Annotated in this window: 17 protein-coding genes; 8 read left to right on the forward strand and 9 right to left on the reverse strand. The window is 38.0% G+C overall.

The window, feature by feature from the left end; translation table 11 throughout:
- Positions 1 to 367 precede the first annotated feature (367 nt).
- The 5 genes from D0817_RS02035 to D0817_RS02055 all read left to right on the forward strand — a co-directional run bounded on the left by D0817_RS02035 (position 368) and on the right by D0817_RS02055 (position 8,638).
- Positions 368 to 3,427, forward strand: a complete 3,060-nt coding sequence (locus D0817_RS02035; protein WP_238160803.1) for a SusC/RagA family TonB-linked outer membrane protein — start codon at positions 368 to 370, stop codon at positions 3,425 to 3,427.
- Positions 3,428 to 3,486: 59 nt separating this feature from the next.
- Entirely contained in the window at positions 3,487 to 5,010 is a 1,524-nt protein-coding gene (locus tag D0817_RS02040; protein WP_127336715.1) for a RagB/SusD family nutrient uptake outer membrane protein, read from the forward strand.
- Positions 5,011 to 5,018: 8 nt separating this feature from the next.
- Positions 5,019 to 6,122, forward strand: a complete 1,104-nt coding sequence (locus D0817_RS02045; protein WP_127336716.1) for a CIA30 family protein — start codon at positions 5,019 to 5,021, stop codon at positions 6,120 to 6,122.
- 140 nt (positions 6,123 to 6,262) lie between these two features.
- A complete protein-coding gene (locus D0817_RS02050) occupies positions 6,263 to 7,654 on the forward strand; it encodes an endo-1,4-beta-xylanase (protein ID WP_127336717.1) in 1,392 nt (463 codons plus the stop codon).
- 57 nt (positions 7,655 to 7,711) lie between these two features.
- Positions 7,712 to 8,638, forward strand: coding sequence for a glycoside hydrolase family 16 protein (locus D0817_RS02055; RefSeq protein ID WP_127336718.1), 927 nt, complete (start codon positions 7,712 to 7,714; stop codon positions 8,636 to 8,638).
- Between the two features lie 99 nt (positions 8,639 to 8,737).
- Here D0817_RS02055 and D0817_RS02060 read toward each other — a convergent pair whose 3' ends face one another.
- From D0817_RS02060 to D0817_RS02080, 5 genes are all read right to left on the reverse strand, one after another.
- Positions 8,738 to 10,975, reverse strand: a complete 2,238-nt coding sequence (locus tag D0817_RS02060; protein ID WP_127336719.1) for a xanthine dehydrogenase family protein molybdopterin-binding subunit — start codon at positions 10,973 to 10,975, stop codon at positions 8,738 to 8,740.
- Positions 10,976 to 11,002: 27 nt separating this feature from the next.
- Positions 11,003 to 12,022 carry an FAD binding domain-containing protein gene (locus tag D0817_RS02065; RefSeq protein WP_127336720.1) on the reverse strand — a complete coding sequence of 340 codons (1,020 nt, stop codon included), beginning with the start codon at positions 12,020 to 12,022 and terminating at the stop codon, positions 11,003 to 11,005.
- Entirely contained in the window at positions 12,015 to 12,500 is a 486-nt protein-coding gene (locus D0817_RS02070; RefSeq protein ID WP_127336721.1) for a (2Fe-2S)-binding protein, read from the reverse strand. The genes D0817_RS02065 and D0817_RS02070 overlap by 8 nt, the downstream gene beginning before the upstream one ends.
- 232 nt (positions 12,501 to 12,732) lie before the next feature.
- The gene (locus D0817_RS02075; protein WP_127336722.1) at positions 12,733 to 13,464 is read right to left on the reverse strand and encodes an SDR family NAD(P)-dependent oxidoreductase; all 732 of its coding nucleotides are present in this window, start codon (positions 13,462 to 13,464) and stop codon (positions 12,733 to 12,735) included.
- Between the two features lie 177 nt (positions 13,465 to 13,641).
- Positions 13,642 to 14,781 carry a Gfo/Idh/MocA family protein gene (locus D0817_RS02080; protein ID WP_127336723.1) on the reverse strand — a complete coding sequence of 380 codons (1,140 nt, stop codon included), beginning with the start codon at positions 14,779 to 14,781 and terminating at the stop codon, positions 13,642 to 13,644.
- 522 nt (positions 14,782 to 15,303) lie between these two features.
- Here D0817_RS02080 and D0817_RS02085 point away from each other — a divergent pair.
- Together D0817_RS02085 and D0817_RS02090 are read left to right on the forward strand one after the other, a co-directional pair.
- A complete protein-coding gene (locus D0817_RS02085) occupies positions 15,304 to 17,445 on the forward strand; it encodes a catalase (RefSeq protein ID WP_127336724.1) in 2,142 nt (713 codons plus the stop codon).
- An 18-nt stretch (positions 17,446 to 17,463) separates the two neighbouring features.
- Positions 17,464 to 18,036: a YciE/YciF ferroxidase family protein gene (locus D0817_RS02090; RefSeq protein ID WP_127336725.1), complete on the forward strand. Its 573-nt coding sequence runs from the start codon at positions 17,464 to 17,466 to the stop codon at positions 18,034 to 18,036.
- A 106-nt stretch (positions 18,037 to 18,142) separates the two neighbouring features.
- Here D0817_RS02090 and D0817_RS02095 read toward each other — a convergent pair whose 3' ends face one another.
- Positions 18,143 to 19,105, reverse strand: coding sequence for an aldo/keto reductase (locus D0817_RS02095; RefSeq protein WP_127336726.1), 963 nt, complete (start codon positions 19,103 to 19,105; stop codon positions 18,143 to 18,145).
- 114 nt (positions 19,106 to 19,219) lie between these two features.
- Between D0817_RS02095 and D0817_RS02100 the strand changes: the two genes are divergently transcribed.
- Complete coding sequence (locus D0817_RS02100; RefSeq protein ID WP_127336727.1) at positions 19,220 to 19,576, forward strand: winged helix-turn-helix transcriptional regulator; 357 nt, start codon at positions 19,220 to 19,222, stop codon at positions 19,574 to 19,576.
- 80 nt (positions 19,577 to 19,656) lie between these two features.
- Here D0817_RS02100 and D0817_RS02105 read toward each other — a convergent pair whose 3' ends face one another.
- From D0817_RS02105 to D0817_RS02115, 3 genes are all read right to left on the reverse strand, one after another.
- Positions 19,657 to 20,658, reverse strand: a complete 1,002-nt coding sequence (locus D0817_RS02105; protein ID WP_127336728.1) for a hypothetical protein — start codon at positions 20,656 to 20,658, stop codon at positions 19,657 to 19,659.
- A gap of 21 nt (positions 20,659 to 20,679) precedes the next feature.
- On the reverse strand, positions 20,680 to 21,204 hold the full coding sequence (gene msrB, locus D0817_RS02110) for a peptide-methionine (R)-S-oxide reductase MsrB (protein ID WP_127336729.1): 525 nt from the start codon (positions 21,202 to 21,204) through the stop codon (positions 20,680 to 20,682).
- A 99-nt stretch (positions 21,205 to 21,303) separates the two neighbouring features.
- Positions 21,304 to 21,753 carry a thioredoxin family protein gene (locus D0817_RS02115; protein ID WP_127336730.1) on the reverse strand — a complete coding sequence of 150 codons (450 nt, stop codon included), beginning with the start codon at positions 21,751 to 21,753 and terminating at the stop codon, positions 21,304 to 21,306.
- Between the last annotated feature and the right edge of the window lie 19 nt (positions 21,754 to 21,772).

Below are 21,772 nucleotides of genomic sequence, written 5' to 3' on the forward strand. Positions count from 1 at the left end.
AAAATAAGATATCAAAAGTATTTTTCCATTTTTTTATACAAACAATAGTTTTTAAGCATTTATTTTAGCAATACTTCACTTCTTCTTTTTAGTACTGTAATTACCTTTTTTACACCATATAACGTTGTAGCTTCATTTTTTGCATCATTTGTTGCACAATATGCTTCATCTGTTCTACAATGACACCCCGCTAGATTTTACTTTCGTTAAGAAATATTTAAGAAAAAAGTATTCTTTCCATGATTCCAATTTTAAGCATGCATAAAGACACTTCTGTTAACTATTTTCCAATAAAAACTAACTAATTAATCAACCAAATTTTATGCAAAAAAAGACATTAAAAAAACTGTTATGTTTAATAGTATGTATGTGGGGAAATTTTTTCTTTGCTCAGACTGTTAAAGGGAAAGTAACATCAGGCGGAATGGCCTTACCCGGTGTTAGTGTAATAGTGCAAGGAACAAAAAATGCAACTACCAGCGATTTTGATGGTGGTTTTGTGCTAAACAATGTAGAACCAAAAAGCACATTGCTCTTTAGTTATATAGGCTATAAGAACGTGTTAGTACCAGCAGACACCAAATCAGTAATGCAGGTCGTTATGGTGAATGACCTTGAAAAATTAAATGAAGTGGTGGTTATTGGTTACGGAACTTCAAAAAGAAAAGATGTAAATGGTGCCATTTCTTCTATTAAAGCTTCAGAAATTCAGGACAAACCCTTTACGTCTCTCGATCAGGCCCTTGTGGGTAAAGCTGCGGGGGTAAATGTTACTCAGAATTCCGGTACACCGGGAGGTGGAATCTCAGTTCAAATTAGGGGAATTACTTCTATTAACGGAAATGAACCTTTATATGTAATTGACGGAACTCCTGTTTTTGCGGACAAGAACAACGACTCCTTTTCATTCAGTGCATTGGGTGGAGGAAACGGACAAACTAAAAATTCTGCTTTATCCGGATTAAATATTTCAGATATCGAAACTATTGACATCTTAAAAGATGCTTCATCAACGGCAATATATGGCGCAAATGGTGCAAATGGTGTTGTTTTGATTACCACTAAAAAAGGAAAAAAAGGAAAATCGACTTTTGCCTATGAAACCTATATCGGTAGTCAGCAAGTAACAAACTCCGTTGATGTTTTAAACTTGCCACAATATGCTGCTTATCAGGCTAAAATTTTCAAACTAAATGGGGAGCCTGTTCCCTATCAGTATCAAAAGCCAAATTTATTAGGAAACGGAACCAACTGGCAGGATGAACTTTTCAGGACTGCTACGATGTACAATCATCAAATATCTTTTTCCGGTGAAAAAGAAGGAACCAGATACTATACCTCTTTAAATTATTTCGATCAGGAAGGAATTGTTATGAATTCAGATTTCAACAGAATGTCGCTGCGATTAAACGTCGATTCAAATGTAAAATCATGGTTGAAAATTGGCAACAATATGTCAATCAGTAAATCATCTCAACAAGTGGTACGAAACGATGACAGAGGTGGTTTAGTAATGAATACCTTAAGACAATCTCCGGAATTACCGGTTAGATATGCTGATGGTTCTTTTGCAGGCCCTACAAGTGGTTTGGGTTCTTCGGCAAATGAGGCCACCAACCCAATCGCTTTGTCAGAATACAATAATGCCAAATCAGACCGCTATAAAATCAATGGAAATGTATTTGCTGATTTTACGCTTATCAAAGGACTGGTTTTTAGAACGGAATTGGGATATGATTTAAATTTTGCAAAAAGCAGTTCATTTGCGCCTGCCTATACCTTAGGAAATGTGTCTGAGCTTTTAAACAAGTCATTCAAACAACAGGATCAAAGCTATTACTGGAGTTTAAAAAACTATTTAACGTATAATAAAACCTTAAACGAAAAACACAATTTTACCTTCTTGCTGGGTCAGGAAGCGCAGGAAAGTCAATACGAATACTTAAGCGGTTACCGATCGGGTGATTTTCTAAGTAAAGATTTTAATAACTTAAATATAGGTGATATCGATACAGCCGTTAACGGAAATGGTTCCGGCAGATGGTCGATGACTTCTTATATTTCGAGATTAAACTACAGTTTTTCTGATCGTTATTCTTTTTCAGCGTCTTTACGGGCAGATGCCTCTTCAAACTTTGGACCGAATAATAAATGGGGGTATTTCCCGTCATTTGCCGCAGGCTGGACGGTGAGTAACGAAAAGTTTTTTGAGCCATTATCTTCTACGGTAAACTATTTAAAATTCAGAGCAGGTTACGGCTCAGTAGGAAATCAAAATATACCGGCAAACCGATACCAGACCATTCTTTCCCTGACGGCATCTCCATTTGGAGGCGTATCCCCAACAATTGATAATTTAGGTAATCCGGATATCAAATGGGAATCCCTTAAATCTTTTAATGCCGGTTTTGAATTAGGAATGCTTAATAACAGAGTAAGATTAGACTTTGATTATTACGTTAAAAATTCTTCCAATTTCCTGACCAAGCAAATCAATGATGAGTCGAATCAGAGCGCGCTTAACTATTATTTGAATACGGGTGAAATTGAAACTAAAGGAATCGAGCTTACCCTGAATACCAAAAATATCGTTACCGAAAATTTTACATGGGACAGTACAATTATTTTTTCAAAATATAATAATGAACTGACTAGTTTTCAGGGAGCAGGCAAATCTTTATTAGGAAAAGTACAATTTGATTTATATAACGTGACCAGAACAACAGAGGGGCAGCCAGTTGGACAGTTCTACGGCTATGTTACGGACGGATTATTTAAAAATGCTGCAGAATTAGCTGCAGGACCTACTCAGGAAACAGGAACCGGAATTGGTGACATCCGTTTTAAAGATCTTAATAGTGACGGAAAAATTGATGCAAAAGACCAAACCGCTATAGGAAGTGCAATTCCTGATTTCACCTACTCCTTTACCAATAACTTTAAGTATAAAAACATCAGTTTATCTGTTGTTTTAACCGGAAGTCAGGGGAATGAAATCTACAACTTTACGCGTCATTATACAGATGGTATTTATCCCGGATTTGGAGATCGTTTTGCAAACGTGAGTACCAGAGCTGTAGATGCTTTTGAACCGGGAGTAAATGAAAATACAAATGAACCGAGAATTAGCCTGAATGACCCTAATGGAAATGGCAGAATCTCGAACAGATTTGTAGAAGACGGTTCTTATCTGCGAATTCAGAATGTTTCTTTAAGCTACGATTTACCAAAGAAAATATTCGAAAAATCGATTATATCTAAAATTAGATTGTTTGTCAATGTTCAAAACTTATATACGTGGACAAAATATTCCGGTTTTGACCCTGCTTTAGGAAATTTAGATCAAAATATAACGCTTAGCGGGATTGATCTGGGAAGATATCCGGTACCAAGAACGACTTCAATGGGTTTAAATTTAGAATTCTAAAACTGATAAAAACACAATTAACTTAATGATTCATAGTCATTAAATAAAAAATAATAGTCATGAAAAAACTTTTTAAACTTTTTATGATGGGAATGCTGATACCATTGCTGTCTTTGTTTTCCTGTTCTGATGATTTTCTGGATGCACCATCTGAAAATCAATTAACACCGGGCGATTTACCGGAAGGAGTTACCGCTTTTGACGGAATTGCTGAGAGTTTATACTTTAAGCCCTGGTTTACTTTTAACGATAAATTCCTGATTGCCGTAGGAGATATGTATGCCGGCAACGCTTTTACCTTTGATGGTGCCTATGCACAATTTAAAGATGCTCAGGTAACCTCACAAAATCCAATCCTGACAGAAGGATACGTTTCGTTATTTTCAGTTATCGATCAATCCAATAATTTGATGAGTTTAGTCGAAGCAAGAAAAAGCGAATTGCCTGAAGCATCGTATAAAAATGCCATAGCAATTTCCAGATTCATGAGAGCCAATGCCTATTTTTATCTGGTAAGAACTTTTGGCGCTGTACCTATTATTAGTAAGGCAGGAACCGCAGCGCAGCCCAAAAGAAATCTGGTGGCAGACGTTTACAAATTCATAAAACAGGATTTGGAATATGCCATAGAAAATTTGCCCGCCACTTCAGTAAAAAAAGGATATGTTACCAAATTTGCAGCCATGGGTATTCTGGCAAAAGTGCATTTAACTCTGAATGAATATTCGCAAAGTGCCGCGTTAACCCAAAAAATTATAGGAAATCAATATATTTTAATTTCCGATTACGGCAATTTATTTAGCAGTCCGGAGAATAACAATAGTGCCGAAAGTATGTTTGCCCTGCAATGGAAAGCCGTTGCTACGGAATGGGGAACACAAAATACAAATCAGGCGTACATAGTTCCCGGAGGTACCGGAATAACCGGTGGCGGAGACGGTTGGGGAGTTTACCTCCCTTCCATTTCACTGCAAAGCGGCTTTGAGCCAAATGACACCAGAAAAAAGAACACCATCATGACAGATGGCGATTTTTATCCTGAGTTATTAAAAAATCAGGGAGGTTTCAGATATAAAAAAATATACTCATCTACTGCAGCTAATTTCAGAAAGTACATTGTAGGTTCTGCTGCTGAAAGAAACGATGTGTTTTTTATGAGAACGTCACAAAACACGATTATACTTAGGTATTCTGATGTTCTGCTTATGAATGCTGAAGCAATTTTAGCAGGAGCCAGTTCAACAACTTCTGCCGCTGCTTTAAGCTCATTCAATGAAGTACGAGCCAGAGCCGGATTACCAGCCAAAACCGTACTTACACGAAATGATTTATTTAACGAAAGAAGAATTGAATTTGCACTAGAAGGACAATATTTCTTTGATTTAAAACGACGTGGTCTGGCTGAAGCAACAGCCATTATTTCGCAGCAGGAAGTTGGTTTTTATTCTGATGATGCCAGAACAGCCTTAATTTCTGTAAAGATAACGCCTGGAAGCAATTATTTCGAATTGCCGTTACCGCAGTCCGCAATTGATACTAATCCATCATTATTAGAGCCACCGGTTCCTTTTAACTTTAATTAATTTTTATTATGATTAAGAAAATAACCTATAGAATTATAATTCTTTTGGCATTGGCTTCTTTTACAGCTTGTCAAAATGATGATGCCCCTACTGCAAGTATAGATGCCATGGTAGCTGAACCCGGAGATTTACTGAATCAGGCTTTTCCGTTAAATAAGGTAAGAGTGGAAGGTGAAGGTTTAAAAGGATTAAAGAAAATTACGCTGGATAATAAGATTGATATCAGTTTTAATCCTAACTATAATTCAGATAAAGCGTTTATTTTTACTATTCCCTTTGATGAAAAACTAGGAAGCCGATTTGGGGTACAGCCCATTACGTTTATCACCGGAACCGGATCTGTAACCAAAAACATAGAGATTTTACAGCCTGTTCCTACTATTACGAAAACAATTCCGGCAGTTGCCACTCCGGGATTTCCGTTAGAAATTGAAGGTACCTGGTTTTATAATGTTTCTTCGATCACTTTAGGCGGAAAAACACTAAGCTATACTGTAAAATCATCTACGTCCATTATCATCGGTTTGCCTTCAGATGCAGTCTCCGGATCAGAGTTGGCAGTTACTACTCCGGGAGGTTCTGCAAAAAAAACAATCAATTTTGCAACTGTGGTTCTTCTGTCTGATTTTGACGGAAACGGTACCAGACGTGACTGGACTTCTTATGGTGATTTCGATAGTTTTAACGCCAGTACTGCAGGCGGTGCAACAGGCAATTATGCATCATTAGCATGGGCGGGTTCAACCGCCAACGGTTATAACGGAAGCAGTGCCGGCGGTGGTGCCAGTTTCCTAAGCGCTTCCAATAATGATGCTTCAAAAACATATATAGATATCGATGTAAGTGCGAATGTTACAGGTGCTCAGTTTGCCATTCAGTTAAATACTATTGATGGTGTAAATTATGGCTATAACTTTAAAGTAACCGATGTAAACTGGACTACAAAGACGATATTATTAAGTGATTTTAAAGATAATTACGGTTTTGGTTCAAATACAGCTGCAGCATTGGATCCTTCAAAAATCAATGAAATTAAAGTTGGAATCGCTCAGGGAGATACACCAAATCCCAGCGTCATAAAATACGATAATATTAAAATTCGCTACCAATAAGTATTGGTCTTGTGTTTTAATCTTTAGACTTCAAAAAAGAGGTTGTGACCAAAAACAACCTCTTTTTACAACAAAAAAACAGAAACTATAAATAAGAATATTCACAATCACAAAAGGATATTCTATAATAAAAAGACAGTATGAAAATTAAATTTTTACTAATGCTGACCGGTATCTTCTTCTTTTTTAATTCTTGTTCAAAAGAAGACAATATAGCAGCCAATACTTTAGAAACACCTGTTGCAAACGCACCAAAAGACGTAAACGATGCAGGTTTCAGAGCAAAATGGAATTATGTTTCCTATGCAAAAAGCTATCTTCTGGATGTTTCGACAACTGAAAATTTCTCCACTTTTGTCGCAAATTACAATGCAAAAGAAGTTATGGACTTAAACGAAGTTGTCGTGGGTTTAACCGGAGGTACACAATATTACTACCGCGTTAGAGCCAAAAACACAACAGAGATTTCCGGTTATTCAAATGTTATTAGTGTTGTAACGACAGGTACCAGCAATGTTCCGGAAGATCCTGCATTCTTAAAAGTAAAAGCAAATAAATTAGCCAATCCGTTTTTTATAGGTATGGCCATAAAAGCTTCGCAATTAACAAACGGAAGCCCTTATGATATTATTCTGGAAAATGAATTCAGCAGTATTTCTGCCGAATACGAAATGAAAATGGATCAAATTTCTACCACAAGCGGTGTTTATAACTGGACAGTGGCCGACAAAATTGTCGCTTACGGAAATGCCAATGGCATCAATGTTCACGGTCATGCTTTGGTATGGCATAATTCAGTGCCACAATGGTTAAAAGACTTTTCGGGTACAGATGCCGAATTTAAAGCAGAAGTAAAAAAATACATTACGGATGTCGTGACCCATTATGCCGGAAAGGTAAAATCCTGGGATGTGGTTAATGAAGCAGTAGATGACAATGGCACTACCATGAGAAATACTATTTTTCTGCAGCGAATGGGTGCCGGCTATGTAAAAGATTGTTTTCAATGGGCAAGAGATGCAGCAAAAGCAGCTGGAGACAACTCTTTACTGTTGTTTTATAATGATTATGCAACCTCAACTAATATCCCAAAACAAAATAAAGTCTTTAGCATTGTAGATGATTTAAAGGCAGGTAATCTTATTGACGGTCTTGGTTTTCAGATGCATAATAATTACTTAAACCCGACAAAAGCCCAAATCCAGACTGATTTGAATAAAGCGGTAGCAAAAGGGCTTAAAGTCCATGTTTCGGAATTGGACATACAGGTAAATCAATCGAATGACATTTCGACTTTTACGAATGAAAGAAGACTGGCCCAAAAAGCAAAATACAAAGAGATGGTGCAACTTTATAATGCACTTCCTGCAGCAAATAAATATGCCTTAACTGTCTGGGGAATGAGGGATAATGAATCCTGGATCCCGTATAGCACAGAACTTAACCACCCGGGAAATGACTGGCCTTTACTGTACGATTCAAATTTTGCAGTTAAAAGCGCTCATACCGGATTTCTGGAAGGCTTAGATTAAATTTTTTAAGACTATAATACTTTACTTCAACTATTAATAAACCAAAAAAATTAAATTATGAAAAAATTAAATTTATTAGCATTAACAGTGACATGCGTACTAGGTTTAGGATTTGCCTCCTGCGCAGAAGACGCAAGTCCAACAGCAAAAGAGCAGTCAGCAATTGCAGGTACAAAGACCAGTACAGGCAAAGTAGCCGGTGCGCCATGGATAAAACAATTTGAAGATACATTTAATGTAGGTTCAAATTTGTCACAATGGACGAAAGAACAACGAGCGGATTATAATTCCTGGTATTGCGACTATGCCAGTTCGGTCCCAACTACGCAATGGCGAGACGGGAAACAATGTCTGGAAATCAAGACTACAAAGTTGAGCACGTACAAATATCAGTCCGGATTCATTTCTTCTCATTATCAATATAAGCCTGAAAATAATACCGAGTACATGCTTTCTGCCAATATTAAATTAGTAGCGATGGATGGCGGAACTTACAAATCTTTCACGCAAACGTACGGTGCCTGGCCTGCCTTCTGGTCTGTGCAGCAAAATGGCTGGCCAACCAAAGGAGAAATTGACATCATGGAAGGGTATTCTTTTGCGCCTAATGCAAGTCGTTTTACTTCAAATCTTTTCTATGGGACTTCCAGCGGAACGAACCTTATAGGAAACGCTGCAGAGCGCAACTATCCGGGTAATTTTGATATAAACGGAAATGGCGGATGGCATTTATATGAATCCTTTTGGAAAATGAAAGACAATGTCGTAATCGTAACTATCAAGGTGGATAATGTAACCGTCTCAACGTATACCAATAGTAGTGCAGGGAATCTTAATTTAAATAATTTCGGACCACACTCGATTATATTTAATCTGAATGTTGGATCAAAAGATTCCAATTTTATTGATCCTAATAAAATCAACCTATTTTCTACAGTAATGATGTGGGTAGATGATGTAACGGTGTACAAAAGACCAATTTAATTTATACCATAATTTATTTAAACTAAAAATTTGATCCTGTAACTGTCCCATACCCGGGCACTTTACAGGATCAATTTAATTTCATGCAAAAATGACTGATTACAATAATTTATCAAAATGTATGGGCAGATCATATATGCGTTTTCCGGTGGCATGAAAGATGGCATTTGCAATCGCAGGCGGCATTCCCACAATTCCGATTTCTCCAATACCTTTTACGCCAAGATCATTGACAAAATAATCTTCTTCCTCTACAAAAATTACATCTAATTCATGAATATCAGCATGAACCGGAATATGATATTCAGCTAAATTGGCGTTCATGTATTTTCCAAAACGATTATCGAGAATTCTTTCTTCGTGAAGCGTTTTACTGATTCCCCAAATCATTCCCCCTAAAATCTGGCTTTCGGCTGTTTTCGGATTGATAATTTTTCCTGCTGCAACGGCTGTTACAGCTCTTTTAACTTCAATAATTCCCAATTCCTGGTCCACTTCCACTTCCACAAAAACAGCACTGTGCACTGCTCTTGCTTTTTTTCCATATACCAAAGGATTTGGCATTGAAGTATTTGTTGTTTTGATTTCTTTTCCGTCATTAGCTTCCAAAATTTCAGCTACACTAATTTTCAGTTCAGGATTATTTTTCAGAAAGATAAAACCTTCATTAAAAATAACATCTTCAAATCTGGCAGCACTTAAAACAGAATCCTGAATATTTTTTGCTTTTTTAAACAGCTTTTTATTCAATGCCTTACAGGCTGCTTTTACAGCCGGACCAACTGTCGCCACCGTAAAAGACCCGCCTTGTATCGGTGCAAAAGGCATTGCACTGTCTGCGTAGGAAAATGTAATTTCATCAATAGGAAGGCCTAATTCATCTGAAGCAATTTGTGTCATAATGGTCAGCGTTCCGGTACCAATATCTGTTACAGCGCTTTTTATTTCTACTTTCCCGTCACTTGTCATGATTGCCTGAGCGCGCGCTAAAAGCCGGTTGGCATCCCAAATTCCGGTTGCCATTCCATAACCCACTAATTTATTGCCGCGTTTCATGCTTCCGGGTTCCGGATTTCTCTTATTCCATCCAAATTTTTCAGCAGCTTGCAAATAACATTTTTTAAGTTCCTTACTCGAATATTTTTTATCGGAACTTTTATCTGTTTCAGAATAATTAATCAAGCGCAATTCGACCGGATCGATATTTAACCTGTATGCAAGATCATCCATCGTAATTTCGATCGCGTGCATTCCCGTACTTCCACCGGGAGCGCGCATATCAAGCGGAGAATACACATCTAAGGGCACTAATTTGTGTTCCAGCAAAGTGTTTTCTGCAGGATAAAGCATATTTGCCCAATTTACAACCACTTCAACATAATCTTCAAATTGCGAAGTTTCACCTATTGCTTTATGAAAAATAGCGTTTACTTTTCCGTTTTCATCAGCTCCAAATTTCACAGATTGCAGTGTGGGCGGCCTGTGGCCGAAAGTATACATTTGAGCACGGTCTAAAGTGACGCGAACATTTCTTTTTAAATGAAGCGATGCCATAACAGCCATAAAAAGCTGATACTGTGGCCGAAGTCCGGATCCAAAAGCACCGCCAACAGAAGGCGCAATCACCTGCACATTTTTCATTTTTAAACCAAAAACATTCGCTACATACATTTGAGAATTTATGGTTCCCTGTGTCTTATCGTAGATTTTTAGTTTGTTTTTACCTTCATAAAGAACAGTAGTTGCAAACATCTCCATCGGATTATGATGCTCTGTTCCGTGTTTAAATTCACCTGAACTTCGAACAAAAGAATTTTGATAGGCTTCCTCGAAATTACCTTTTGGTTTTGGCGGAGGCGGTTTGAGCATCGAAGCTAGACCTTTTTTAGGATCTCTGGCCTGGTTTATATTTGATTCCAGGTCTGTTTCAAATTCTTCTTCAATATAAGCTACTTTTATCTTAATGGCAGCATACCGTGCCATTTCAAAAGTTTCGGCAACAACCAATGCAATAGGCTGACCGTTGTATTTAATTTCATTGTCTTTTAGGGGTTTAAAAACCGTACCGGGCGGTGCATCCATATCGGCATACTGAAAATCAAACCAGGCAGTTGAAGGTCTGTTTTCATGCGTAAAAACTTCAATTACTCCTTCTAAGGCTTTTGCATCTGTAGTATCTATCACTGCAATTTTTCCTTTGGTTATGGTACTGTTCACAACATAGCCATATAATAAATCGGCTGCTTCGTATTCGCCTGCATACTTTGCGCTTCCGGTTACTTTTAAACGTCCTTCTAAACGGCTTACTGGTTTTCCTATGGAGGGTAATTTTGTCATTTTGCTGAATTTTAAATGGAGGGGGATTTACAGAGATGGTTTTGCACCCGGACGTTGTGATTCTGGATTTAAAGCCATAAAACAATTGCGTATAATCGCTCTTTTTGCCAGGTCGATTTTAAACATATTATGTTCGTATCCTTTTGCCCCCCTTAAGATAAGATCGGCAACGGCTGAAAAATTTTCACGGGTGGGTTGTTTATCTTTCAGAAAATCTTCCGCTTCTAAAATACGCCATGGTTTGTGTGCCACTCCGCCCAAAGCAATTCTGGCTTCTTTTATTACATTATTTTCAATTTCAAAGCCAGTAGCGACCGATACCAGTGCAAAGGAATAAGAACTCCGGTCCCTAAGTTTTAGATAAGAATAGTTTTTTTCAAATCCCTGTGCAGGAAGGTCTATACTGGTTATTACTTCGCCATGTTTAAGGTTATTATCAATATTCGGAGTATCTGCGGGAAGCCGGTGAAATTCAGCGAAAGCCAAAACCCTTTCTCCTTCCGGGCTGCTAATATTTACCGTGGCATTTAAAGCTGCCAAAGCCACGCACATATCAGAAGGAAAGACAGCAATGCAATTTTCGCTTTGCCCCAAAATAGCGTGAATCCTATTATAACCTGAAATAGCTGAACAGCCTGAACCGGGATCACGTTTGTTGCAGGGCGTATTGATATCGTAAAAATAATAACACCTTGTCCGCTGCATCAGATTACCGCCATTGGTTGCCATATTTCTAATTTGTGCCGAAGCGCCTGCAAGTATTGCTTTGGACAATAAAGGGTAACGCTCTTCTATAATAGGATCGTAAGCCGTGTCTGCATTGGTATGTAAAGCGCCAAGACGAATCCCTCCATTGTCAAGACGAATTATGGAATTGTTTTCAGTAATCGAATTGATATCGACAAGTTTATCGGCTTTGGTTATAAAATATCTCAGAAGATCGTTTATGTTGGTACCTCCGGCAACTATTTTGTTCCGGATATCGCCATCGATATGAGAGATGGCCTGATCTACAGTAGAGGCTTTTGCGTACGAAAAATTATTCATGGTAAACTCCTTTCTTTACTTCCATAATCGCATCAATTATTCCCTTGTTAGCACCACATCGGCACAGGTTTCCGCTCATTAATTCCTGAACTTCTTCCCTTGTATTTGCTTTGCCTTCTTTTAGCATTCCGATGGCGCTGCAAATTTGCCCGGGCGTACAATATCCACACTGGAAAGCGTCACATTCTATAAAAGCTTTTTGAATGGGATGAAGATTTTCACCATCTGCTACTCCTTCAATGGTGGTGATTTCTGAACCGTCTTTCATAACACCAAGCGTAAGGCAGCTTAAAATTCTTTTGCCATCTGCTATTACGGTACACGCACCGCATTGCCCGTGATCGCAACCCTTTTTAGTTCCGGTGAGATGAATTTCTTCGCGAAGCACATCCAGCAAGGAAACCCATGGCAAAAGTGCTAAATTATAAACTGATCCATTAATAGTAAGCTTTGTTGTATGGGATTGATTTGTTTCCATAGATACTGCCTTTTGAATTAAAAATTTGTTGAAAAAAAATCCAAAAATTGCTTTATCTTTCTGGTCAACAATACAACGTCAACAATACTACGCAATTGGATATGAACATCAAAGCTACTTAAAACCAACAATTAACACTTACAATATTTAGCATGCAATCTTTCAAAATATCAATCGGGAAAATGCTTCAGGTCACAGCTATTCCGGGTTTTTTTTAAGGAAAGGAACAGATCTATTCTCCGTGGTAGATATCGTGAAATATCCCTGCCAATTTTGAAGGCTCCTCTTTCCATGCATTGAACATTTGAATTCCCATCAGGTCCGGAACAATGTCTAATTCACCATTTTCAACCTGATCCAATATTATTTTTGCAATACCATCGGGTGACGGCATTTCCCAATCACTCTCCTTATTCATATCAGTATCAATTGCACCGGGGTTTACAGTATGAACGGTAATTCCTTTTTTTGCCAATTCTGTACGTGCGGATAATGTTGCGGAAAAAAGAGCTGCTTTCGATGCAGAATACCCGGCAATTGTGGGAAGTGGTGAATAAGCAACGATTGATACGATATTTACAATTTTAGAGGGAGCGTTACTTTCTAAAATTGCACTAAATGCCCGCATCATATTGATAGTCCCCAAATAATTCGTTCTCATGTCATATTCCAATCCACTAATTTCTCCTCCTAATATGGTTCCATTATTAAGTGATCCCGCATTGTTGATCAGAATTTGAACATCCTTCGTAATTGCGCTAACTTCCGAAAGCTGTGAATTATTCGTGATATCCAGCTTTAATGTTACTACCCGTTGGTCCGCGAAATCCGGCATTGTATTTAAATTTCTGGAAGTAGCATAAATTTTTGCTGCGCCTTTTTCCAATGCTGCCTTCACAAGTGATTTTCCAATGCCCCTGTTTGCTCCTGTAATCAGGATTACTTTGTCTTTTAGTGTATTCATGTCTATTTTTTAATTAATAAATATTACACAAATATATATTGGCGTTTACAGTCCTAAAATCCGATACTTGCTGAACTGCGGTTCAATAGATATAAATTACACCTATAGACAGGAACTTTTAATTTGGGCATGGGAATCAACATTGATATTCCGATGAAAACTTCAGATTGAAACGATCTATTTTGTAGATAAAATAGCAGTCATCAATGCCTCAAAACCATCCTCGATTGTTATTGCTAATTTGTGATCTTTGTTTTCTATCTTCTCAATTATGTCCAGAAGAATTGATTGTACACACTTACCATATACCTCGCCTTTAGTTTCAGCAAGCTCAAAAGTTCCTGATATCATTTCATTAACATCATAAGCTATTCCACCGCAGTACGTCAATTCTTTCGGAGATGCTATCGACGGATCTGAAGCACCCCAGCCCTCTGGTCTCGAATTATCCCTGAAATTATCAAGTGCCTGAGTCTGGGTTATTTTCCAGCCAGGGAGATCCTTTAATTGTTCTTTAACTGCTTCATTTACCATGGCAGTTACTTTTCCATTAAGAGGCATCCAGCCCTCTATTTCTATCCTGGCCAGATCATAGGCAAGGCTAATGGTAGTTTGTTCAAAAAAGCCCGGACCGGAAAAAGCATGATAGTAATTGGCAATAAGTCCTTCATTGTACAACACCATCGCCGAAACTCGATCTCTCTGCGATTCATTACGGCGCTTTGAAAGTCCATACACTTCAGTATATTTCTGGCCGCTTAGTGCGTTAACAATATCAAAAAAATGTACTCCATGTTCAATAAGGATTCCGCCGGAGATTTCTTCATTCCAAAACCAGTGGTCTGCAGGTAACGCCGCATCCTGGGCATAATTATTTACAACCACATGTCTAAGCTTGCCAAGTGTACCGCTTTGCTCGAATTGAATGAAATTTTTAATAATAGGATTGTAGCGTATCATATGGTTAACTGTAATAATCATTCCAGTTTCCTTTTGTGTTTCTAATATTTGTCTGGCGTCTGCTTCGTTTATGGCTGCAGGCTTTTCAAGCAGTACATGTTTTCCTGCCCGCATGGCTGCACAGGCCATTTCAGCATGCAGGCTGGGTGGCGTCACGATACTCACAATATCTACTTCCGGATCGCTTATCAGGTCATTCCAGTCGTGATATACCTTAACATTCTCGATATTTTCCTGATGGTGCTTCCCGGAATCTGCAATTGCCACACCTTCCACATTTTCAAGCTTACCCCACCAATGATGAAGAAACTTACCAAAACCTCCATAGCCAATTATTCCTATTTTATATTTTTTCATATTGTCTGAATTGTATTTTATTAATAAATTTTATTTACAATAATTATGAGGGAAATCCACCATTTTTCCTTTAGCATTGCGTCCTGAAAATTTGTTTTCAGCAATCACGCGCTTCAAAATACTTTTACTTTCCTAATTCATTTTTAAGCTTTTCAAACTTAAAGATTTTAATAATTTGATCCTTATACATTTACACTATATCCTTACATTTTACCAATCCTTATAATGCTCAAAATACAGGACAGCAAATCTTACCATACGCTTTTGTTTTTTTGTTTCAGCCAGGAGATCCCTATTGTAATTATAAAGATTTGAACTCCTCTTCAAGTCATCCACAACTCTTTTTTTTTAAGAATGGTAATTGTACAATCTTCACGAATAATCTTATAAATACAAGTTAATCTTATCGATTAATTTTGAATTTGCAGAGAATCACCTGTTTTTAAATAGCTCATAATGTGATTATAAGATACTAAAAATTAAAAAAACAAAAAAATAAACCTAACAAAGCAAATTAATTATATGAAAAATTTTCAAGACGAAAAACAGCGTGATTTGTCGACAAACAAATCTGACGGAACAAACAAGTTCCTGACCACCAATCAGGGTGTTCGCGTTAATGACGATAATAATTCGCTAAAAGCCGGCGAAAGAGGACCTTCTCTACTAGAGGATTTTATTTTAAGAGAAAAGATTACACATTTTGACCACGAACGTATTCCTGAAAGGATTGTACATGCACGCGGTTCAGGAGCACACGGGTTCTTTGAAGTTACAAATCCAATTCCGGAATTAACAAAAGCAGGATTCCTTAAAGAAGCAGGGTTAAAAACTCCGGTATTTGCAAGGTTTTCTACCGTTGCAGGTTCTCGTGGTTCTACTGATCTTGCGAGAGATGTGAGAGGTTTTTCTGTAAAGTTCTATACCCAGGAAGGTATTTATGACTTTGTTGGAAATAACATTCCTGTATTTTTTATTCAGGATGCTTCAAAATTTCCCGATTTAATTCACGCCGTAAAACCGGAGCCTCACAACGAAATTCCGCAGGCTGCCTCTGCACATGATACTTTCTGGGATTTTATTTCATTAATGCCGGAATCCATGCACATGATTATGTGGGTGATGTCTGACCGTGCCATTCCAAGAAGTTACAGAATGATGGAAGGATTTGGAGTTCACACCTTTAGATTAATTAATGAAGCTGAAGAATCTACATTTGTAAAATTTCACTGGAAACCTAAATTAGGAACTCACGCTGTTGCCTGGGATGAAGCTCAGAAAATTTCGGGTAAAAACCCTGATTTTCACAGAGAAGATTTATGGGAAGCGATCGAAATGGGGAATTTTCCTGAATGGGAATTAGGCGTTCAGGTCATTCCTGCTGAAGATGAACACAAATATGAATTCGATTTACTTGACCCAACGAAAATCGTTCCGGAAGAATTAGTACCGGTTACAATCGTAGGAAGAATGGTTTTGGATAGAAATCCGGATAATTTCTTTGCGGAAACAGAACAAATCGCTTTCCACCCCGGACATGTTGTTCCCGGAATCGATTTTTCGAATGATCCCCTTTTACAAGGAAGACTGTTTTCATACACAGATACTCAATTATCAAGATTAGGAAGTCCGAACTTTCATGAAATTCCGATTAACAGAAGTGTTGCGCCGGTTCATAACAACCAGCGTGACGGACATATGCGTCAGGAAATCAATAAAGGACGTGTAAGCTATCATCCAAATTCATTGGGCGGAGGATGCCCTTATCAGGCTAAAATTGCCGAAGGTGGATTTGCAAGTTTCAACGAACGTGTGGATGCACATAAAGTAAGAGAAAGAAGCGAAAGTTTTGCCGATCATTTTGGTCAGGCCAAATTATTCTTCAACAGCCAGACAGAAGTAGAAAAAAGCCATATCGTAAAAGCATTGCGTTTTGAACTTGGAAAAGTAGAAACTACTGCAATCAGAGTCAGAATGTTAGGGCTTTTATCTCAGGTAGACATGCAACTGGCAGAGCAGGTTGCCGCAGGTCTTGGGGCTACCGTACCACCAATCTTAGAGACACCGGTGAATCACGGAGTATCTCCTGAAAATGAAAACGGAAATCAGGAACCTAAAACAGTAGAATCATCCGTTGAAAGTTCTGATGCACTTTCTATGCTTAAAAATCCAACTAATTCGCCAACAATCGCTTCCAGAAAAGTTGCGATCCTTTGTGCCGACGGAGTTTCTGAAGCAGCTGTTCAAAACATAAAATCGGCGCTTTTAAAAGAAGATGCAAAAGGTTTGGTTATTGCGCCTCATTTAGGATCAGTTCTTACTGATCAGGATGGAGCACTGGCAGCTGATTTTAGTTTCTTAACTGCATCTTCCGTATTATTTGATGCCGTTTACATTCCGCATGGTTTAGGACTTGCTGCTTTAGCTGAGAATGACGATGTAATGGAATTTTTAAATGACGCTTACAAACACTGTAAAGTAATTGGTGCCGATGGTGAAGCTACAGCTTTATTAAGCGCAGCACCTTTCGCTTCAAAAATAACAAACGATGACGCCGGGCTTATACTGTCCGGAGAAATTGCTGCCGAAGCGTTTGCACTGGATTTTATTGCTGCTATGGCACAACACCGTTTTTGGGAACGTGAAACAAACCTATACAATTAACATTCAAAATAAAGAGATATGAAAAATGCAGAAAAACCAACTGAAAGCAAAGTAAATGCTGTAAAGAACGCTAAAAATAATTTTGTAGAGCCGGCAGCAGATGCCGCTCAGGATTTAAGAGAATTATTTATTGACAGCCTTAAAGATATTTACTGGGCAGAAAACGCACTTGTCGGCGCATTGCCAAAAATGTCGGCAAATGCTACGGCTTCAGGTCTTTCCAGTGCGATATTAGAACACCTTTCGATAACTGAAAATCAAGTAGCAAGACTTGAAAAAGTTTTTGATTTACTGGGAGAAAAAGCCGAAGGAAAAAAATGCGAAGCCATGGCCGGACTATTAAAAGAAGGCGACAGCATTGTACTGGAAACAACTCCGGGAGCTGTGAGAGATGCTGGAATTATCTCGGCCTCGCAAAAAATCGAACATTATGAAATTGCAACTTATGGTACTTTAGTGGCTTTTGCAAAAGCACTGGGCGAAAATGATGCTGCAAAATTATTAACGCAAACACTTGCAGAAGAAAAAGAAGCAGACTGCATCCTAAATGATGTGGCTTTAAATACTGTAAATGTTGTAGCGGCAGAATAACTAAAGAGCTGCAGGCTCTTACTACTATTATTATTTTCATTTTACTAAAAAACACCTGTACTTCGTGCAGGTGTTTTTGCATTCAGCTTTAGTCATCAGCCATTCATCAGCCCCGGACTTGTTGAAGCAATTCGTGCGGATAGCCTAAAGATACCTCACTGATCTGATCTAAAAGTAGAATTTGCTCTGCTGTAAGGTGGACAGATACTGCTTCTAAAGCATCCTTTAGGTGAGATGCAGTACGAGCACCGACTATTGGAAAAGCATCCCTAGATAAAATCCATGCAAAAGCTGCCTGACCCGGCGTAGCGCCAATTTCTTCAGCAATTATGAAAAGCTGATCTATGATTTTTTTTGCAGAATCATTTTCATTGTATTCCGGGTTTGAGGCTGGGCTTAAACGTCCGGATTCTCCCTGACGGTATTTTCCTGTCAATAGTCCACCGGCTAATGGGGAATACATCATTGTCCCTAAACCAAATTCTGAAGCCATAGGTATGAATTCCCTGTCCGCCGTCCGTTGTAGCAGATTATATTCAATCTGAATGGCACTTAAATTGGTACTTCTTGCAATTGCCGCGGCTTTCCATGCAGGAAAATTTGTTAAACCTGTATAAAGAACTTTTCCCGCATTTACCAGATCCTCCAAACCACGTACAATTTCGTCAATGGGTGTAACACCATCATCAAAATGTGGCATATAAATGTCTATATAATCTGTTTTTAGTCGTTTCAGACTTGATTCTACGGCCTGTCTCATTGCTTTCCGATGATTGCCGTAGTTGCTTATTGCCGGATTATTTTCATTGCTTTGTGTATATTTAGTACAGATAATAAAATTACTGCGCTGATGCTCCAGAAACTTACCCACAATTTCTTCGGACTCACCCAGCTGGTAACGGTCAGAGATGTCAATGAAATTTCCTCCGGCATCTGCGTAAGCTGTTAGAATATCCTTCGCTTCTTCGGCAGTCGATCCATATCCTTTTCGATTTCCCAACATAGCAGCTCCTAAAATTAACTCACTTGCATATAAGCCTGTTTTCTTTCCAAATAACTTGTTTTTCATAACTTTTATTTTTAGTAAGCAAAATTAGGCAGAAAGGCGAAGCCACACAATTACGGCTAAATTCACCTATATCAGATTTTTATTTTTACTACTTTTACTTTAGAAAATTATCTTATGACTTACACAAAAAAATTACCTGTTTCCCTTGATTGCGGATTAAATTTATTTCTGGAAGTGATAAACGGAAAATGGAAACTTGCTTTGATCTGGAGTATTTATTCAGGGATTAAAAGACCCGGAGAATTACAAAGGAAAATTCCTAAAGCCAGCAGGAGAGTTTTGGATACACAGCTAAAACAACTCATTGATCATGGTATTCTCTCTAAAATTGATTTTAACGAAATTCCCCTGAAGGTGGAATATGAACTAACACCTTTAGGCGAAACACTAATACCCGTTATTGCTCTTACCGCACAATGGGGCGAAACACATCGTGAAGTGTTAGAAAATTTAATACTCCCACAAGAGTAACATCAGGTTAACTGACTTAAGGGACAAGGTTTTATCTGATTCTGTGCAAAGGCAAATGAAAAGCGGCCTTCATCTTTATTTTAGAAAGACAGTAACGATAGATTGAAGTTCACATAGGGAACCGTTTTATTGTCCGCTATTATGGAAGCATTATTATACTTCTCTCCCTCGTTAAAAATCCTGGAAGAGAAAAAGCTGTTTAGCCCTCCTCCTATGCTTAACATAATATTTTTGGCAAACAGGTATTCAAAGGCCGGACCACTTTTTAATTCAATGGTATTGTAACTTATTTTACCATCTAAATAATTATTATTCTTGTCGTAAAAAATACTATATGAACTCTGATTGGATCCAATCATGACCCATGCATTTTTAGCAACCTGTTTTTTCAAATTAATACCCGTCGGAATATCCACGATTAATTCGAGTCCTGATGAAACAAATTTATGATAGTAATTTATAATAGGTTCAACAGGTATCGGGGAAGAAGGGTCAATTAGCACTAACAGACCAACGGAGAAGAAGGTGGTAGCTGTTCTTTTTAGCGGTAAACTAAAACTTCCGTTAAAATTAAAACGACGAATACTGTTCAGATTGTCCGAAATACCTCTGGCAACCAATGAATAAATAACCGGGTGACTGAATATACTATCCGACCTCGAGTAATTTACAGCAACATCAATCGTGCTTTTGTTGGATGTTAAAACCATGAGTTGCTGATCTGGCAATCCATTGATAACGTCTTTTAGTTCTGTAGAAGTATACGTATAATTGATCGTAGCAGATAACGAATTGCTTTTCCACTTAAGAGATGGTGTATTGTAAAATGCACTTATCCTGTCGGTTTTTATTTTTCCGCTGGTAAAATTCTTATCCTCAAGTTTCGATGTAAAATCGCTGTAACCATAACTATTTACTGCGACATTAAATTGCCTTAAACTTGGGTACCGGATAGCAAACTCTTTTTTGCCGGCAGTTGTAGTGTCTGCCGTGGGATGTATTGAAGCCGAACTGATCATGTTCTGTGCCTGGCTGCTATAAGAACATACTATTAAAAATAGCAGGATACTTTTTATTTTCATAATTTATTATTTTAGAATTTATTATTTCCCAGAAGATGTTATGTCCTGTTCAAAATCAAGACAAATAGAATTCATGCAGAACCTTTTATAAGTTGGAGCTGGACCATCATCGAAAATATGCCCCAGATGTGCGTCGCATCTTCCGCAGAGCACTTCGGTACGAACCATTCCGACTGAGTTGTCCTTCCTGTACCTTACACTATTTTTTGTTAGTGGCTCATAAAAGCTAGGCCAGCCGCAACTGCTGGCAAACTTGGCGTCTGATTTGAAAAGCAAATTTCCGCAGGCTGCACAATAATATTTTCCTTTTGTACTGCTCTTCCAGTATTTTCCTGTAAATGGTTTTTCAGTATTTTGTTCTCTTGCTACCAGGTAGAGATCAATGGGTAACACTTTTTTCCATTCCTCATTTGAAACATTTAATTTTTTAGTGTCAGTTGTAGAATAGTATGGATTGTTTTCATGTCCATGATCGCTTTTCTGATTTTGGGCATAACTGTAGCCCGCCAGTATGAGGAACATATAGCAAAAAATGATATTTTTCATTGTAGTTGATTATGATTTAAGTTTGTTTTTTAAAACCTTTTTGAATTTTCAAGTTCTGGCAGTATCACACATCGGCGGTACTGCTAACCTGGGTGGTTTTTATAATTTACCAGATGCTTCCTGAGCAAATTCAAGTAATCCGCTTCCATCCACATATCCCACATGATTTGCGATCACGCCGCCATTTTCATCGAGAATAAGGAGCGTTGGCAGCCCTTCAATTTTCCACGTTTTAGCCAGTTTAATTCCGTTACCTTTTTCAACGTCTATGCTTACGTTTATGAAATTTTTATTGAAATAGGCAGCTGCTTTAACATCCTTGAATGTCGTTTTTTGAAGTTCTTTACAGGGAGCGCACCATTTTGCATAAGCATCGACAAATATCTTTTTGTGTTTTGCTTTCGCTGTTGCCAGCACTTGTTTGAAGTCTTTAGTGCTAAAGACTATTTCCGGTTTTCCTAAAGGTTTTCCCTGTGCGCTGGCATAAAAAACGGAAACCATTAGAAAACTAAATGTAATTATGCACGAACTGATTTTTAAATTTTTCATATAAACTGAATTGATTACG

Origin of the sequence: Flavobacterium cupreum, assembly GCF_003996965.1 — a bacterium.
Classification (GTDB): Bacteria; Bacteroidota; Bacteroidia; order Flavobacteriales; family Flavobacteriaceae; genus Flavobacterium; species Flavobacterium cupreum.